The 16929-nt window shown below is 50.9% G+C and carries 15 protein-coding genes; 10 read left to right on the forward strand and 5 right to left on the reverse strand.

Features of this window, described 5'->3' with window-relative positions; all coding sequences use genetic code 11:
- The first annotated feature begins 18 nt into the window (after positions 1-18).
- From LG384_RS22120 to fucO, 5 genes are all read left to right on the forward strand, one after another.
- Positions 19-969, forward strand: coding sequence for an ABC transporter substrate-binding protein (locus tag LG384_RS22120; protein WP_225761532.1), 951 nt, complete (start codon positions 19-21; stop codon positions 967-969).
- Between the two features lie 53 nt (positions 970-1022).
- Positions 1023-2603 (forward strand): FGGY-family carbohydrate kinase, encoded by a 1581-nt coding sequence (locus LG384_RS22125; RefSeq protein WP_225761533.1) that lies wholly within the window; start codon positions 1023-1025, stop codon positions 2601-2603.
- A gap of 65 nt (positions 2604-2668) precedes the next feature.
- A complete protein-coding gene (locus LG384_RS22130; RefSeq protein WP_225761534.1) occupies positions 2669-3667 on the forward strand; it encodes a LacI family DNA-binding transcriptional regulator in 999 nt (332 codons plus the stop codon).
- Between the two features lie 232 nt (positions 3668-3899).
- Positions 3900-4547 carry an L-fuculose-phosphate aldolase gene (gene fucA / locus LG384_RS22135; protein WP_045446921.1) on the forward strand — a complete coding sequence of 216 codons (648 nt, stop codon included), beginning with the start codon at positions 3900-3902 and terminating at the stop codon, positions 4545-4547.
- A gap of 26 nt (positions 4548-4573) precedes the next feature.
- On the forward strand, positions 4574-5722 hold the full coding sequence (fucO, locus tag LG384_RS22140; RefSeq protein ID WP_225761535.1) for a lactaldehyde reductase: 1149 nt from the start codon (positions 4574-4576) through the stop codon (positions 5720-5722).
- Positions 5723-5798: 76 nt separating this feature from the next.
- Here the strand turns inward: fucO and xni are convergent, their stop codons facing one another.
- The 5 genes from xni to queF form a co-directional block, all read right to left on the reverse strand.
- Complete coding sequence (gene xni / locus LG384_RS22145; protein WP_225761536.1) at positions 5799-6554, reverse strand: flap endonuclease Xni; 756 nt, start codon at positions 6552-6554, stop codon at positions 5799-5801.
- A gap of 117 nt (positions 6555-6671) precedes the next feature.
- The gene (locus tag LG384_RS22150) at positions 6672-8039 is read right to left on the reverse strand and encodes an L-serine ammonia-lyase (RefSeq protein WP_045446912.1); all 1368 of its coding nucleotides are present in this window, start codon (positions 8037-8039) and stop codon (positions 6672-6674) included.
- A gap of 50 nt (positions 8040-8089) precedes the next feature.
- Positions 8090-9379 (reverse strand): HAAAP family serine/threonine permease, encoded by a 1290-nt coding sequence (locus LG384_RS22155; protein ID WP_045446909.1) that lies wholly within the window; start codon positions 9377-9379, stop codon positions 8090-8092.
- 562 nt (positions 9380-9941) lie between these two features.
- Positions 9942-11306, reverse strand: a complete 1365-nt coding sequence (ppnN, locus tag LG384_RS22160; protein ID WP_045446906.1) for a nucleotide 5'-monophosphate nucleosidase PpnN — start codon at positions 11304-11306, stop codon at positions 9942-9944.
- Positions 11307-11419: 113 nt separating this feature from the next.
- A complete protein-coding gene (gene queF, locus LG384_RS22165) occupies positions 11420-12268 on the reverse strand; it encodes an NADPH-dependent 7-cyano-7-deazaguanine reductase QueF (RefSeq protein WP_045446904.1) in 849 nt (282 codons plus the stop codon).
- Positions 12269-12336: 68 nt separating this feature from the next.
- On the opposite strand from queF, the gene syd reads away from it, so the two are divergent.
- The 5 genes from syd to gudP all read left to right on the forward strand — a co-directional run bounded on the left by syd (position 12337) and on the right by gudP (position 16927).
- Entirely contained in the window at positions 12337-12882 is a 546-nt protein-coding gene (syd, locus tag LG384_RS22170) for a SecY-interacting protein (protein WP_045446901.1), read from the forward strand.
- A 632-nt stretch (positions 12883-13514) separates the two neighbouring features.
- Positions 13515-13844, forward strand: coding sequence for a YqcC family protein (locus tag LG384_RS22175; protein ID WP_045446898.1), 330 nt, complete (start codon positions 13515-13517; stop codon positions 13842-13844).
- Complete coding sequence (truC, locus tag LG384_RS22180) at positions 13844-14626, forward strand: tRNA pseudouridine(65) synthase TruC (RefSeq protein WP_045446895.1); 783 nt, start codon at positions 13844-13846, stop codon at positions 14624-14626. The genes LG384_RS22175 and truC overlap by 1 nt, the downstream gene beginning before the upstream one ends.
- Before the next feature lie 18 nt (positions 14627-14644).
- A complete protein-coding gene (locus tag LG384_RS22185) occupies positions 14645-15094 on the forward strand; it encodes a flavodoxin (RefSeq protein ID WP_045446892.1) in 450 nt (149 codons plus the stop codon).
- 480 nt (positions 15095-15574) lie between these two features.
- The gene (gudP, locus tag LG384_RS22190; RefSeq protein WP_045446889.1) at positions 15575-16927 is read left to right on the forward strand and encodes a galactarate/glucarate/glycerate transporter GudP; all 1353 of its coding nucleotides are present in this window, start codon (positions 15575-15577) and stop codon (positions 16925-16927) included.
- The last annotated feature ends 2 nt before the right edge of the window (positions 16928-16929 follow it).

Below are 16929 nucleotides of genomic sequence, written 5' to 3' on the forward strand. Positions count from 1 at the left end.
TCAGAACGGAGTACAACAATGAAAACCAGGCATTTTGTCTATGCGTTATCTCTGCTGGCCTGCATGACCTCCAGCGCATTGGCTAAAGATATGAATCTTCCGGTGGTCAGTAAAGGTTTCCAGCATGAATTCTGGCAAACCGTGAAAATGGGTACAGAAGCGGCAGCGAAAGAGCTGGGTGATAAAACCAGCTATGTCGGACCGGCGGATGAAACCCAAATTGCTGAGCAGATTCAGTTAGTTGAAAACGCAATGGCGCAAAAACCTAATGGACTGTTGCTGGCGGCGTTAGATGCCAATGCACTCGCACCGCTGGTGGAAACGGCCAACTCACGTGGCATTAAGGTCGTGACGTTTGACTCTGGCGTGAATTCCGATATTCCTGCCAGCTTTGTGGCAACCAATAACCGTAAAGCGGGGGCAGAAGCGGCAGATGCGCTTGCTGCTGAGGTGGGTAACAAAGGAAAAGTCGGCATTATTGCGCATGTGGCTGGCACCTCTTCAGCGATTGAACGCTCGGAAGGATTTATTACCCGCATGAAGGAAAAGTATCCGGATATCCAGGTTCTCCCTGTCCAGTACAGCGATGGCGATCCGCAAAAAGCGATGGATAAGACCATCGATATGATTCAGGCGAACCCTGACATCGCAGGGATCTATGGCACCAATGAAGGTTCAACTTTGGGGGTTGCTAACGCTATTGATAGTCAAAACCTGAAGGGCAAAGTGAAGGTGATTGGCTTTGACAGTACCGAGGCGATTATTGCCTTCCTGAAGTCCGGAGTTATCCAGGGCTTTGTGGTACAGGATGCCTATCAGATTGGCTATCAGGGTATCAAAACGCTGAATGCCGCAGTGTCGGGTCAGTCCGTACCGAAAGAGATCGATATTCCCGTGAAATTTGTTAACGCGAAGAACATTAACACGCCGGAAATAGAGAAGTTATTGCACCCATTCGGTAAGAAATAAGCCCGTTGGGGCGAAACTCTCGCCCCATTTTTAGCCAGCGTCAGGGAGTTACTATGAGCAGTGGATATTTCCTCGGTGTGGATGTCGGTTCCGCAAGTGTCAGGGCCGGTGTATTTGATGCCAGCGGCAAGCGCCTGGCCTTTGCGACTTTCCCTATCTCGCAGTTTCGACCAGGCCCGGAGCGAGTGGAGCAATCTTCTGCTGAAATCTGGCTGCAGGTTTGCAGTGCGGTGAAAGGGGCTGTGTCGTCAGCCGGCGTTCCTGCAGAGGAGATCCGTTCACTGGGTTTTGATGCCACCTGTTCTCTGGTCGCGCTGGATAAGCAAGGGCAGGGGCTGGCGGTTTCACCTGGGGAATCGCCGGACCATAACATCATCATGTGGATGGATCACCGTGCAGCGCAAGAGACCCAGTGTATCAATGCGACAAAGGATCCGGCTCTGCGCTACGTAGGTGGTGAAGTCAGTGTAGAAATGGAGCTTCCTAAAGCACTCTGGCTGAAGAATCATTTTCCCGCTACCTGGCAGAGTGCGCATCGCCTCTACGATCTGGCGGATTTTCTGGTCTGGAAAGCCACCGATAATGATGTGGCGGGACTGTGTACCCTGACCTGCAAATGGAACTATCTGGCACATGAGCAACGCTTTAGCCATTCCCTGCTCGACGCTGTTGAATTAACCGATCTACTGGGCAAAATTCCGTCTCGGATCCTGCCGCCGGGAGCTGCTGTTGGTACGCTTAGCCCAGAAGCTGCACAGGCGTTGGGGCTGACGACAGCAGTAGTGGTCGCTAGTGGAATGATTGATGCCCATGCTGGCGGAGTTGCACTTGCTGGTGCTCAGCCTGCGGGAACGCTGGCGCTGATTAGCGGAACGTCAAATTGCCATATGTTATGCAGCGCACAGGAAATTCATACGCCGGGTGTATGGGGGCCGTATTGGTCCGCCATGTTGCCAGGCTACTGGCTGACGGAAGGTGGGCAGAGTGCTGCCGGTGCGTTAGTTGACTGGACACTTCAGGAGTCAGGAGCCAGCGCCGAGCTGTTTCGTAAAGCCGAAGCGCGGGGCTGTCATCCGATCGTTTTAGTGAATGAATGGGTTGCTGCGCTGGAAGAAAATGAATCGGAGCCGGGGCGCTATCTGCATGTATTGGCCGATCACCACGGAAACCGTTCACCGCGAGCAAGACCCGATGCCAGGGGTAGCGTCTGCGGTTTGACTCTTGAGCGAGGAGAGGGACAGCTTGCCCGCTTGTATCTGGCGACATTACAGGCGATCGCCTGCGGTACGCGGCATATTATGGAAGTGATGCGCGAAAACGGCCATACCATTTCTCGACTGACGCTGTGTGGCGGCGCTACGCATAATCCTTTGTGGCTGCGAGAGTATGCCGATGCTACCGGATGCGATATCCATCTGATGCAGGAAGAAGATGCCGTGACATTAGGCGCGGCGATTACCGGCGCGGTCGCAAGCGGCGCGTGGTCGAATTTTCCAGCAGCGTGCCAGGCGATGGTTACGCCAGGTGAAGTGATTAAGGCAAATCCACAGCGGCAGGACTTTTATACCCGCAAATATCAGGCTTATCTTACAATGTGGGAACAACAGCAGACGCTTAACCAACTGATGCAGTAAGACAAAAGTTTAAAATACTTTTATGATTGTGAATGGACGTTTTGGATGTGGACTGGGGCATATAGATGGCTAAAACAGTAGAACAGATAGCCAGCGATCTGAATTTATCGGTTACGACCGTGCGACTGGTGCTGAATGGGAAAGCTGAGCAATATCGGATCAGCGTCAAAACCCAGACTCGCATTAATGAATACGTTGAGCGATATGGTTACGTGATAAACCATTCGGCCCGTAGCCTGAAACTCAATAAAACGGATACGCTGGGTCTGATTGTGCCCAATATTTCCAACGTCTTTTTTGCCACGCTCGCAGAAAAACTCGAGCAACGCTGTCGTCGCTCTGGATATCAGCTAACGATTAGCTGTACCTACGATGATGTGGATTACGAAAACAAATTAACCAAAGCGTTAATTGCACGCAATGTTGATGGTCTCTTTATTGTTCCTTCGACATTAGAAAATCAGCAACACCATTTACGCCAGGTCAGAAAACCAATGGTGTTACTTGACCGTGATTTTAAGTACACCGATAACGCGCTGGTTGAAAGTCATAATATTTTGGGTGGTGAAAAGCTGACGCAAAGTTTGTTTGACGCGGGGAAATCGCCAATCTGGTTTTTAGTGGGGGATACCGGTTTACCCAGTATCGGCGATCGTTTGAAAGGTTACCTAAATGCGTTGAGTAAAAATGGTATTTCTCATCAGGATTGGGTGCGTGAAGGCCCGGACAATACCCCGGATGGTGGCTATCGACTCATGGACAAACTGATCAACGAGCAGGGCTGCCCTCAGGCGTTTATCGCCTCGTCGTTACCCGTGCTGGAAGGTGCAGTTATCTCTATTCGCAACCGTTTTGGTGTTATTCCACCTGATATCAATATTGGGACATTCGATGAACATCCGATGTTGGGATTCCTGGCCAATAATGTCTGGTCAATGCAGCAGGACGAAAATGTCTGGGCAGAAAAAGCATTCGATATGATGATGAGTGCAATTGATGATCAGCCAATTAAAGAAACGGTAAAAGTTGAGATGAAACTTATTAAGCGTGTCAGACAGAAATAACACGTAGCTCTACACGTCATCCTTCAAGCTGCCTCCGCGTTGGCTGCGTTCGCTCACTTGCCGTCTTGACGCAATTTGAATGATTTTGTGTATGTACCAAAAATAATTCAGCCTACTGAATCTGAATAATAATATTCAGTGGCTGCTCATATCTGAAACCTGACCGCGTCTTATTCTGCGGGTGCATTATTTCGCAATAAAGACGAGGGGAAACTGTACCCGGAGATTCATTATGGAAAGAATGCGTTTATCTCGAGAAATTATTGAAACCTGCCTTGAAATGACCAGCCTTGGACTGAATCAGGGAACGGCGGGAAATGTGAGTGCACGTTATGAGAACGGAATGTTGATTACGCCCAGCGGTATTCCTTATGAAAGACTCACAGAAAATATGATCGTGTATGTCGATAACGACGGTAATTATGATAAAGGACAATTACCTTCCAGCGAATGGCGTTTTCATCTGGCAGCCTACCAGACACGGCCAGATGCTAATGCGGTCGTGCATAATCATGCGATTCATTGCACTGCGGTGTCGATTCTGAACCGTCCAATCCCTGCCATTCACTACATGATTGCGGCTGCCGGAGGTAACTCCATTCCATGTGCGCCGTATGCGACATTTGGTACTCGCGAACTGTCAGAGCATGTGGTTGTTGCCCTGCAAAACCGTAAAGCCACACTGTTGCAGCATCATGGGCTGATTGCCTGCGAGGCGAATCTGGAAAAAGCCTTGTGGCTGGCACAAGAAGTGGAAGTTCTGGCCCGTCTTTATCTGAGCACGCTGGCGATTGTCGATCCCGTTCCGGTACTGGATGATGAAGAAATCGCTATTGTGCTGGAGAAATTCAAATCCTATGGATTACGTATTGAAGAGTAATTTCGCATAGCGAAAGGAGAAAAACGATGGCGAACAGAATGATTCTGAACGAAACGGCATGGTTTGGCCGGGGAGCTGTTGGGGCGTTAACCGATGAGGTCATCCGCCGTGGTTACCGTAAAGCGCTGATTGTGACAGATGCTAATCTGGTGCAGTGTGGTGTTGTCGATAAGGTAACATCGCGGATGGACGCAGCTGGTCTGGAATGGGACATTTTTTCCGGCGTAATGCCCAATCCAACCATTGCGGTGGTACAAGAAGGGCTGAGTGTCTTCCAGAAAAGTGGTGCAGACTATCTGATAGCCATTGGTGGCGGTTCGCCGCAGGATACCTGTAAGGCTATTGGCATTATCCATAATAACCCTGAGTTTGCCGATGTACGCAGTCTGGAAGGGTTATCGCCAACGCGCTTCCCGAGCGTACCGGTTATGGCAATCCCCACTACGGCGGGGACGGCAGCAGAAGTGACCATTAACTACGTGATCACGGATGAGGAGAACAGGCGTAAGTTTGTTTGTGTCGATCCGCATGATATCCCGCAGGTGGCGTTTATTGATGCGGATATGATGGATGGCATGCCTGCCGCATTAAAGGCTGCGACCGGCGTTGATGCGCTGACCCACGCCATTGAAGGCTACATCACGCGTGCAGCATGGGCGTTAACGGATGCGCTGCACATTAAAGCTATTGAGATTATTGCCAGTGCGTTACGCGGTTCAGTTGCCGGAGACCTTCAGGCGGGGGAAGCGATGGCGCTGGGCCAGTACGTTGCGGGAATGGGGTTCTCAAACGTCGGTCTGGGGCTGGTGCATGGTATGGCGCACCCGTTGGGGGCGTTTTATAACACACCGCACGGCGTTGCCAATGCTATTTTGTTGCCGCATGTAATGCAGTACAACGCTGAATTTACTGGAGAGAAATTCCGTGATATCGCCCGTGCGATGGGGGTGAAGGTGGAAAATCTGACTCTGGAAGAGGCACGCAAAGCCGCCGTTGATGCGGTGTTTGCGCTTAACCGTGACGTGGGGATCCCGCTGCACTTACGTGACGTTGGCGTGCGTAAAGACGATATACCGGCGCTGGCGCAGGCGGCATTCGATGATGTTTGTACCGGCGGAAATCCGCGTGAAGCGAGCCTTGCCGATATTGTCGAGTTGTACCATACGGCCTGGTAGTTCTTATGTACGTATCCGGCTTACAGTTTGTTGGTTCTGTAAGCCGGATGAGCGCAGCCACACGGCAATTCATTTATCATCGTATCAGCCGAAGTTGCTGCAAATTCCCGTCGATATGTAAATCCGTTTGCAACCGGGCGATATCGCGGCAAAGAAATGCCATCTCTTTGTGCGCCTCCAGTTTCTTACGCCATTTTTCAGGCACATTATCGAGATGGGCGTAAATCCCTTCCAGATGTTGAAACTGAACTAACAACTGGGTTGCGCTTTTAGGACCAATGCCTGCGACGCCAGGTACTTTTGAACTGCTTATCCCCGCCAGTCCCCAGTAATCCGGTAACTGCTGAGGCAGTACGCCAAACTCTTTCTCAATGAACGGTGCATCCAGCCAGCGCTTTTGAAAATAATCGCGTATACGCAGCGTCGGGGAGAGCAACTGACAGTAGCCTTTATCGGTCGAGACAATGGTAGCCTGATGCCCAGCCTGGGTGACTTTTACTGCCAGGGTTGCGGCCAAATCGTCAGCCTCATTACCACTTGAGACCCAGCAGCAGACCCCACGCTGCTCAAAAGCGGTACGTAAGGCGGGCATTTCATTATGTAATTCGTCGGGCATCGGTGGACGGCCCGCTTTGTAGTCGGGCAGTCGTTGGTGACGCCAGCCGCTGTTACGTGCTTCATCATCAAATACTGCAACAGCATGCGTGGGCTGGCTGTGCACAATTAATTGATCGAGCGCGTGCTGGCATGTCTCCACACAGGGTGAACCCTGAACCGCATGAATGCGGCGGATGAGATTCAGTGCATCAACGATAAGCAGATGGACGGCCACAATGTTCTCCCTTACAAATCAGGGTGTAGGGTAACATTCACGGCGAAGCGAGGCTAATATCAGAAATCAACATTTTGCCGGATGGCGGTTAACGCCAGTCCGGCAATCTGAAGAGAATTAATCGCAGGTAACAATCTTCATTGCCAGGCCGCCGCGAGAAGTTTCGCGGTACTTGGCGTTCATGTCTTTACCCGTTTCGTACATGGTCTCGATAACTTTATCGAGGCACACGCGCGGCTCGCTGGTACGGCGCAGCGCCATACGTGCAGCATTAACCGCTTTCACGGAGGCAATGGCATTACGTTCAATGCACGGTACCTGAACCTGACCGGCAACCGGATCGCAGGTTAACCCGAGGTTGTGTTCCATACCGATTTCCGCGGCGATACATACCTGCGTTGGGCTACCGCCCAGCAGTTCAGCCAGACCCGCCGCCGCCATTGAACATGCTACGCCGACTTCACCCTGGCAACCGACTTCAGCACCTGAGATAGAGGCGTTCATCTTGTATAGTGAACCAATGGCGCTTGCGACCAGCATATAGCGTGCCAGTGAGTTAGCGTTCACTTCGCGGATGAACTTGTCGTAATACGCCAGCACAGCCGGAACAATCCCGCACGCACCGTTAGTCGGTGCAGTGACCACGCGTCCACCGGCAGCATTTTCTTCATTAACCGCCAGCGCGAACATGTTGATCCAGTCAACAACCGCCATCGGATCGGTGGTGGTTTTATCGCTGCTTACCAGCATACGACGCAGCGCTGCCGCTCGACGTGGAACGCGCAGTTTGCCCGGCAACACGCCTTCTGTGGTGATGCCACGTTCAATTCCGCTACGCATGACTTCCCAGACGTTGGCAAAGTGCTGTTCCAGCTCTTCTTTGCTGTGTAACGCCAGTTCGTTTTGCATCATCAGACCGGAAAGCGACAGACCAGTTTCCTGGCAATGTCTTTGCAGGTCGGCTGCGGATTTATACGGGTACGGTACGTTTACCGGCGAGTTATTCGGTAAACCAAAGTGTTCTTCATCAACGATAAATCCACCGCCAATGGAATAGTAGGTCTGGCTGTATATGGCCTTTTCACCCGCCAGCGCAGTAATTCGCATCCCGTTTTCGTGCAGAGACAGATTATCTGTATGGAAATTCATGCACTTATCGACCGGGAACTCAACTTCATGCTGACCGTCTGCCAGCAGCAAACGTCCATGAGTATTAACATCCTGGATGAATCCCGGGATGGAGTCGATGTCTACGGTATCCGGCAGATTACCCGCCAGGCCCATAATAATCGCGATGTCGGTGTGGTGGCCTTTCCCCGTCAGAGACAGAGAACCATAAACATCAACCACTACGCGGGTTACGTCAGTGAGTATTCCGCGCGCAATCAGGTCGTCCGTGAATTGTTTGCCTGCTTTCATTGGGCCTACAGTATGGGAACTGGAAGGGCCAATGCCGATTTTGAAGATATCGAATACGCTAATCATTAGGCGTCCATTGTGTAACGAGGTGCGCCGCCCGAGGGCGGCGCAGGGGATTAACTAAACAGCGAGTAGAAAATAGCGGAGATTGCAATCAGGCCCATAATCACAACGAAGACGTTGCTGATATGACCGCTGTACTTACGCATTGCCGGTACTTTCTGAATCGCATACATCGGCATCAGGAACAGAATCATCGCGATGATTGGGCCACCCAGGGTCTCAATCATACCGAGGATGCTCGGGTTCAGCGTTGCCACAATCCAGGTGGTTACCAGCATGAACAGCGCAGTGATTTTGTTCAGTTTGTTGATTTCGATGGATTTGCCTTTGCTACGCAGAGACTTAATTACCATACCGTTGAAACCTTCACGTGCGCCCAGGTAGTGGCCGAGGAAGGATTTGGTGATAGCAATAATCGCGATGATCGGTGCCATCCAGGCAATGATCGGCGCGTTAAAGTGGTTCGCCAGGTAAGACAGGATGGAGATGTTCTGCTCTTTCGCCGCAGCCAGATCCGCCGGGGTCAGGCTAAATACGCAGCTGAAGACGAAGAACATAACGGTCAATACCATCATGATGTGAGCGAATGCCAGGATCTTAGAACATTTCTTCTCAGCTTCATCACCGTACTCTTCACGCTTCGCTACGGCGAAGGAGGAGATGATCGGGGAGTGGTTGAAGGAGAACACCATTACCGGGATTGCCAGCCACAGGGTCAACAACAGGCCATTGCCGGTGGTTGCCGCAGAGTCAAAAGACAGAGTTTCCAGAACCGCACCGCTCCACTGAGGGATCAGGTACAGAGCCAGCAGCATCAATGCAGCAACGAACGGGAACACCAGGATGCTCATCGCTTTCACGATCATCTGCTCACCGAAGCGAACAATGGTCATCATGCCGACAATCAGGATCAGAGAAAGGATCGCGCGCGGCGGTGGGGTAATTGCTAGCTGATGGGTCAGGAAGCTTTCTACTGTGTTAGTGATAGCAACGCTGTACACCAACAGAATTGGGTAAATAGCGAAGAAGTAGAGCAGAGTGATCAGCTTACCCGCGCCAATGCCAAAGTGTTCTTCTACAACTTCGGTAATGTCTTCACCCGGATTTTTACCGGATAACACGAAGCGAGTCAGGCCACGGTGAGCAAAGAAGGTCATCGGGAAGGCAAGAATGGCCATGATAATCAGCGGGATCATACCGCCAACGCCTGCGTTAATTGGCAGGAATAATACACCCGCGCCAATCGCCGTGCCGTAAAGGCCCAACATCCACATGGTGTCTGTCTTGCGCCATGCGCTGCGGGTCTGGCCCGTAACGATAGTGCTGGTTTGCGTGTTTTCCATCTATTTCTCCTGGAGGAAGCTTAAAAAGTCAGGTTTGGGTTCAATCCAATGAAAAAAGACCCGACTGTAAAACGAAATTCGTTTAGCGATTTTTTATATAATTTTTCGCCGTAATAATTTTCGGGCGGAAAGATACATTTTAGTTATGAATGTATCAGTGATCGCGATCTCAAATGCAATAATCCACCTTTTATGTGGATAAATTTGGACCATTAATCTGTTAAAAAATAGTCAAAGCGAATTTACGGGCGCGAAGGCTACCATTAACGACATATGCCATGAAAGGTAAGGCGAGAAGATACGAGCGTTGCGCTGTAAAAACTGTCATTTTTAGTGAATTCTGGCGACTAATAATAATTTGCGGCGATAAATCACGGTCGGCTTCGGAAGGTAAACGTTTGCGTGTTGAGGCTTTTTTGAGGAGATATTATTGGTATTTATGTGTTGGAGTTGTGCTATGTGACTGGTATCACTAAAAAAGCCGGGAGGCAGAGGTGCCAATCCCGGCTTGTATATGGACAAATCTGTCACCGCGATAGCAGCGTCAATCTGTCGTTGGAGGTTAAGCGCAGATCTCGTAGCAAGGGATATACGCAGTACCAGGTAGCTTCATACGATGTTGCGCAACAAAGCCCTGCAGGAGATCGTCCATGCGCCGCATCATCTCGCGGTCACCGTGGATTTTGTACGGGCCAAACTCTTCAATGGCACGGATGCCAACTTCTTTCACGTTACCCGCAACAATACCGGAGAACGCACGACGCAGGTCAGCCGCCAGCACTTCAACGGGCTGGTCAGGATACAGTTTCAGATTGGCCATGTTTTCATGGGACGGCTCGAACGGCATCTGCAAGTCAGGTGCGATACGAATCGACCAGTTGAAACTGTAGGCATCTCCGGTGTCGCGGCGATTCTCTTTCACCAGCGGCATCGCTTTTTTCATCAAGCGCGCTACTTCCGAAGCATCATCAATGATGATGCGGTAGTGACGACGAGCATTTTCTCCCAGCGTGTGCACGATAAACTCATCCAGGACCCGGAAGTAATCCGCACTCTCTTTAGGACCGGTCAGGATCAGTGGCAGAACCTGATCTTTGTTGGCCGGATTCATCAGGATCCCCAACAGATACAGCAGCTCTTCCGCTGTTCCTACGCCACCAGGGAAAATGATAATACCGTGCGCAATACGTACAAACGCTTCCAGACGTTTTTCAATGTCCGGCATGATAATGAGTTCGTTAACCAGCGGGTTAGGCGGCTCAGCGGCAATGATTGATGGCTCAGTCATACCGATAAAGCGGCTGTCTCTGTAGCGCTGTTGGGCGTGGCCGACCGCAGCACCTTTCATCGGGGCTTCCATCGCTCCTGGACCACAACCGGTACAGATGTTCAGTTCACGCAGACCCAGTTGAGTGCCGACGCGACGGGCATAAAGGTACTCATTTTCGTTAATCGAGTGACCGCCCCAGCAGACGACCATATTCGGCGCTTCACCGACGTGCAGCGCTCGGGCGTTACGCAGGATTGAGAAGACCAGGTTAGTGATGTGCACTGAGCTTTCAAGATCCAGATGTTGAAAGCGACCGGCGTTACTGATCTGTCCGTTGACAAAAAGAATATCGCGCAGCACGGCAAACAGGTTGGCCTGTAGCGCGCGAATAATACGTCCATCAACAAACGCATCTTCAGGTGGGTTAATCAGCTCCAGCTTCACGCCACGTTCGCGGCGTAGCACGTTAATGTCGAAACTTTCAAAACGTGACAGCAGCTCTTTGCTGTTGTCAGTCAAACTGCCGGAGTTCAGGACGGCAAGAGAACAGTTACGAAACAGTTGATACAGGTCGCTGCTGGCCGTGCGTTTAAGCATATCGACTTCCAGCTGCGACAACATGTCCATTGAGCCAAGGGGGCTAATATGTGTAATCAAGTAAACTCCTTACGGGACGAGAGACATCATCCTCTATTGATTACAATAGCCCTGGCTTATGATCTTTCACAACCTTGCGTGCGGAATCCGACACGCAAAATTGAGAAAAAAGATTACTGACGTACCAGTCTGCCGATGGCGGGGACAAAATTGGTGTTAGTTCGCCACGGATTAATGTCCAGGCCGCCACGTCGAGTGTAGCGCGCATAGACGCTCAGTTTTTCCGGCTGGCAGAAGCGCAGAATGTCATTGAAAATGCGTTCCACGCACTGCTCGTGGAATTCATTGTGATGGCGGAAAGAGACCAGATAACGCAACAGCTTCTCGCGATCGATTTTTCGTCCACGGTACTGAATCTGTATGGAGCCCCAGTCCGGCTGATGAGTGATCAGACAGTTGGATTTCAGCAAGTGGCTGACCAGGGTTTCTTCCACCGCTTTCTCACCGCTAACGGCATTTTCCAGATACTCTGTACTGAATTCGTAGTTGTCGATAACGATGTCCTGGTCATCGATGCAGGTACCGTTGAAATGGGCAATAGGTTGCCCTTCCAGTTCGTCAATACGATAGAGTGCCACGCTGACATCACCCTGAGCGCAGGCGCGCAGATCGTTTTCCAGCGTCTGGCGAACCGCATCCCAGGAGTCAAACCGGGTTTGGTTGTAGCTGTTCAGATAGAGCTTAAAGCTTTTCGATTCAATCAGATTAACGCTGGTGTAATCCAGTTCAACATGACCGACGGCAACCTGCGGCAAGCCGTTAGCATTCAGCCAGGACAGTTCATACAGCGTCCAGATATCGGCACCGTGAAAAGGCAGGTTATCGGCCTTTAAATCCAGCGGGTCGCGGTTCAGGCTGCGCGGAACGCCCTGCAACAGACTGGCATCGTAATTATCCCGGTAATCTGTTGATTTTCCGAGAGTCAGGCCATCAAGCGCCTGATGGTTTTCATAAGAAGACATGTTTCACCGTCATAAACCAGATACACTATGCGACAAGTGTATCCTGGCTTTTGTGAAGAGAGAAATCAGTGGACGAATTGACTGCGCAGGCGTTGACAGCCTTTACGACACGTTATTGCGACGCATGGCATGAACAAAATAACAGTTGGCCGTTGAGCGAAGAGCTGTACGGCGTACCTTCTCCGTGCATTATTTCTTCCACCAATGATGCGGTGTACTGGCAACCCCAACCCTTTGTGGGAGACGCCAACGTAAATGCGGTTGAACGCGCCTTTGATATTGTGATACAACCCGCTATTCATGCTTTTTATACCACCCAGTTTGCCGGGGATATGCACGCGCAGTTTGCAGATGAAAAGCTGACATTGCTGCAAACCTGGAGTGAAGATGACTTCAGGCGTGTTCAGGAAAACCTGATCGGCCATCTGGTTACGCAAAAGCGACTCAAGTTATCGCCTACGCTTTTTATTGCCACACAAGAAAATGAACTTGATGTCATTTCCGTGTGCAACCTGTCTGGAGAAGTGTGCAAAGAAACGCTGGGTACCCGTAACAGAACGGTACTGGCGGCTTCGCTTGCGGAATTTCTCACTCAACTTAAGCCTGTTCTGTAGTCCAGTTTGCCCTGAACCGTGTGAGAGATCTCTTACAAACCCTGTAGGAGATTGCCAGGTAATAAGTAAAGGTTTAGTTGTTCCATTTAACACTAATTTTATGTAAATCAACGTATTACTATCTTACTACCCGCTTTCATATGAAAAAAAGCTTAAGGGGTTGTCTGTAAGTGTCTTGTAAGATAAGGCGAAACAGGCGATTCTATCTCTGTCGACAAGGAGTCGCACAACGAAGTGAACATCAGGATGATGACACTTCTGCAGGACACACCAGGATGGTGTTGCAAGGACAGGCTTCAGGATGAAGCAAAGAGGAAAACGCTGGATGCGTTAAAGGACACCTCCAGGAAGGAGAACGAGAGCCGGTCAGGATAGCCGGTGGGTCAGGATGGCCAGGGACACTTCAGGATGAAGTTTTCACATCGGGGTGGTGTGAGCAGGATGCAAACGTTCAGGACGAACAGGTCGAAAGACCACAGGAAAAGTTGTCACGGATGAGCAGGGAGCACTAAAAGTAGCTGGAATGCTGCGAAACGAACCGGGAGCACTGTTTTTACAGTGCTCCCTTTTTTTATTTCCTTTTCACAAGTGCTATTCTTCGCGCCAGATTTTTCATCATTGAGGTTAATTTCATGACGACTCATGACCGTGTGCGCGAGCAGTTACATGCGCTAGAAGCGTTGCTGCGTGAACATAATCACTGGCGGATGGATGAGCCAGAGGAGCATCTGTTTACCAGCACGCAGCCTTTTTGTATGGATACCATGGAACCAGTTGAATGGCTGCAATGGGTGTTGATTCCCCGCATGCATGCCCTGCTGGATAATGCTCAGCCACTTCCGGAGGCATTTGCCATCTCGCCGTATTACGAAATGGCGCTGGCAGCCGATCACCCGCAGCGTGAGGTTATTCTGATGGCATTGCAGGATCTGGATGCGCTGTTTACAAGCGATAACATCTGATGCTGGAAATACTCTATCAGGATGAATGGCTGGTTGCTGTAAATAAACCTTCTGGCTGGCTGGTCCACCGTAGTTGGCTCGACCGTGACGAGAAAGTGGTGGTGATGCAAACGGTGCGCGACCAGATTGGTCAGCATGTTTTTACCGTTCATCGCCTCGACAGACCGACATCTGGTGTTCTGCTGATGGGGTTATCCAGTGAAGCCGGGCGTCTGTTGTCGCAGCAGTTTGAACAGCACCAAATCCAGAAACGTTACCATGCGATTGTGCGCGGCTGGCTGATGGATGATGCGGTGCTGGATTATCCACTGGTGGAGGAGTTGGACAAAATCGCCGATAAATTTGCCCGCGTGGACAAAGAGCCGCAGCCAGCGGTCACACATTATCGAGGTCTGGCGACGGTTGAAATGCCGGTGGCAACCGGGCGGTATCCGACAACCCGATACGGGCTGGTGGAGCTTGATCCTCAAACAGGGCGTAAACATCAACTCAGACGCCATCTTGCTCACTTGCGCCATCCTATAATTGGCGACAGTAAGCATGGAGATTTGCGGCAAAATCGCAGTGCTGCAGAGCATTTCGGTTGCCAGCGATTAATGCTGCATGCCAGCCAGCTTGAACTTATTCATCCGTTTACCGGGGAGCCGCTGGTTATTCGCGCCGGACTTGACGAGGTCTGGATGCAGGCGTTATCACAGTTTGGCTGGCGTGGACTTCTCCCTGAGAATGAAAGGGTTGAGTTAAGCGAGCCGTCGGGTCAGGATGAGCAGATAGATTCTTAATTCAGGGAGACAAAGGGTATGGCGGAAATTGGTATTTTTGTCGGCACGATGTACGGAAACGCGCTGCTGGTAGCCGAAGAGGCCGAAGCGATCCTTACTGCACAGGGTCATAAAGCCACGGTGTTTGAAGATCCTGAGCTGACTGACTGGCAGGCGTATCAGGAAAAATATGTGCTGGTAGTAACCTCAACAACCGGACAAGGGGATCTTCCCGACAGCATTGTGCCGCTTTTTCAGGGGATTAAAGATAATCTTGGTTTCCAGCCAAATCTGCGTTACGGCGTGATTGCACTGGGTGACAGTAGCTACGTTAATTTCTGCAATGGCGGAAAACAGTTTGACGCTTTGCTACAGGAGCAGAGCGCCCAGCGCGTGGGTGAGATGCTGCTGATTGATGCCAGTGAGCACCCTGAGCCGGAAAGTGAATCCAATCCCTGGGTAGAAAACTGGGGAACCCTCCTGTCTTAAGGTTCACCCTCCCCCTACCGGGAGGGTGCCTTGCCTGTGCCAGTAAGCAAAAGAACGACCCGTTTCTATCCTAATAAAACTGAATCGTGTTAGCTTCGGGCAAATGCCAGTAAAAGCCTTTCATTTGAAAGGGGTTTTACTGGCGTTTTCATAGGGTCAAGCGACCTGTTTCACACTCCTCTCTTTTCACGCCTGACATTCTCCTTTTCAACCCATCGGATTTCATTTCCGTGAAGTTGCTTCCAGTACCCTGGGCTTTTGCCACAAACATACGTGATACGCTGCCAAAATGTTGTGTTGTTGCACGGTGAGAGCGCGCGGGACGCTTTTTATACTGCTTATGCCAGTAAATAAAAACGCAGCATGCAAGGCGAACGACCTCATAAAAAGCTGCATATATATGAAACGTCACCTCTGATTCCCTACCGGTTGTGCAGTTCAGAGTGAGCGTGGCTAACACGAAAATTCAGGAGTGCAACAATGAGTTCATTAAGTCAGGCAGCGAGCAGTGCGGAAAAACGCACAAATGCTCGCTACTGGATAGTGGTGATGCTGTTTATCGTCACATCCTTCAACTACGGCGATCGCGCTACCTTATCGATTGCAGGTTCAGAAATGGCCAAAGACATTGGCCTGGATGCGGTTGGCATGGGATATGTTTTCTCTGCCTTCTCATGGGCTTATGTTATCGGCCAGATCCCAGGCGGCTGGCTGCTCGACCGCTTCGGTTCAAAACGTGTCTATTTCTGGTCCATCTTTATCTGGTCCATGTTTACCCTGTTGCAGGGCTTCGTCGACATCTTTAGCGGCTTCGGCATCATCGTTGCGCTGTTCACTCTGCGATTCCTGGTTGGTCTCGCTGAAGCGCCTTCATTCCCCGGTAACAGTCGAATCGTCGCGGCCTGGTTCCCGGCACAGGAAAGGGGAACGGCGGTCGCTATCTTCAACTCTGCACAGTACTTTGCCACCGTTATCTTCGCTCCGATTATGGGCTGGCTGACTCATGAAGTGGGTTGGTCACACGTGTTCTTCTTTATGGGGGGCCTCGGGATCGTGATTAGCTTTATCTGGTTGAAGGTTATCCACGAACCGAACCAGCATCCTGGTGTGAACCAAAAAGAGCTTGAGTATATTGCCGCAGGTGGCGCGCTGATCAACATGGATCAGGCCGCAGCCAAAGCCAAGGTTCCGTTCAGCGTGAAGTGGGGGCAAATTAAGCAACTGATTGGCTCTCGTATGATGGTAGGTATCTATATCGGTCAGTACTGTATTAACGCCCTGACCTACTTTTTCATTACCTGGTTCCCGGTTTATTTGGTGCAGGCACGCGGCATGTCGATTCTGAAAGCGGGGTTTGTCGCCTCGGTGCCGGCGATTTGCGGCTTCGCTGGTGGCGTGCTCGGCGGCATTATTTCCGACTGGCTGATGCGCCGTACTGGTTCGCTGAATATCGCCCGTAAAACGCCAATTGTTATGGGGATGCTGTTATCGATGGTGATGGTGTTCTGTAACTACGTCAACGTTGAATGGATGATCATCGGCTTTATGGCACTGGCCTTCTTTGGCAAAGGTATTGGGGCGCTGGGTTGGGCGGTGATGGCTGATACCGCACCAAAAGAGATCAGCGGCCTGAGCGGTGGCCTGTTCAATATGTTCGGTAACATCTCCGGCATCGTGACGCCGATTGCCATCGGCTACATCGTTGGCACCACTGGCTCGTTCAACGGCGCATTGATTTACGTGGGTGTTCACGCGCTGATTGCCGTACTGAGCTATCTGGTGCTGGTGGGCGATATTAAGCGTATCGAACTGAAACCTGTAGCAGGGCAATGATC

The sequence above is a fragment of the Citrobacter sp. Marseille-Q3906 genome, assembly GCF_916618775.1.
Classification (GTDB): domain Bacteria; phylum Pseudomonadota; class Gammaproteobacteria; order Enterobacterales; family Enterobacteriaceae; genus Citrobacter; species Citrobacter murliniae.

Coding starts and splice junctions, on each gene's coding strand:
- LG384_RS22120 (WP_225761532.1), top strand. CDS start 19: ATGAAAACCAGGCATTTTGTCTATGCGTTATCTCTGCTGGCCTGCATG.
- LG384_RS22125 (WP_225761533.1), top strand. CDS start 1,023: ATGAGCAGTGGATATTTCCTCGGTGTGGATGTCGGTTCCGCAAGTGTC.
- LG384_RS22155 (WP_045446909.1), bottom strand. CDS start 9,379: ATGGAAAACACGCAAACCAGCACTATCGTTACGGGCCAGACCCGCAGC.
- LG384_RS22150 (WP_045446912.1), bottom strand. CDS start 8,039: ATGATTAGCGTATTCGATATCTTCAAAATCGGCATTGGCCCTTCCAGT.
- fucO (WP_225761535.1), top strand. CDS start 4,574: ATGGCGAACAGAATGATTCTGAACGAAACGGCATGGTTTGGCCGGGGA.
- gudP (WP_045446889.1), top strand. CDS start 15,575: ATGAGTTCATTAAGTCAGGCAGCGAGCAGTGCGGAAAAACGCACAAAT.
- LG384_RS22185 (WP_045446892.1), top strand. CDS start 14,645: ATGGCGGAAATTGGTATTTTTGTCGGCACGATGTACGGAAACGCGCTG.
- fucA (WP_045446921.1), top strand. CDS start 3,900: ATGGAAAGAATGCGTTTATCTCGAGAAATTATTGAAACCTGCCTTGAA.
- LG384_RS22175 (WP_045446898.1), top strand. CDS start 13,515: ATGACGACTCATGACCGTGTGCGCGAGCAGTTACATGCGCTAGAAGCG.
- LG384_RS22130 (WP_225761534.1), top strand. CDS start 2,669: ATGGCTAAAACAGTAGAACAGATAGCCAGCGATCTGAATTTATCGGTT.
- queF (WP_045446904.1), bottom strand. CDS start 12,268: ATGTCTTCTTATGAAAACCATCAGGCGCTTGATGGCCTGACTCTCGGA.
- truC (WP_045446895.1), top strand. CDS start 13,844: ATGCTGGAAATACTCTATCAGGATGAATGGCTGGTTGCTGTAAATAAA.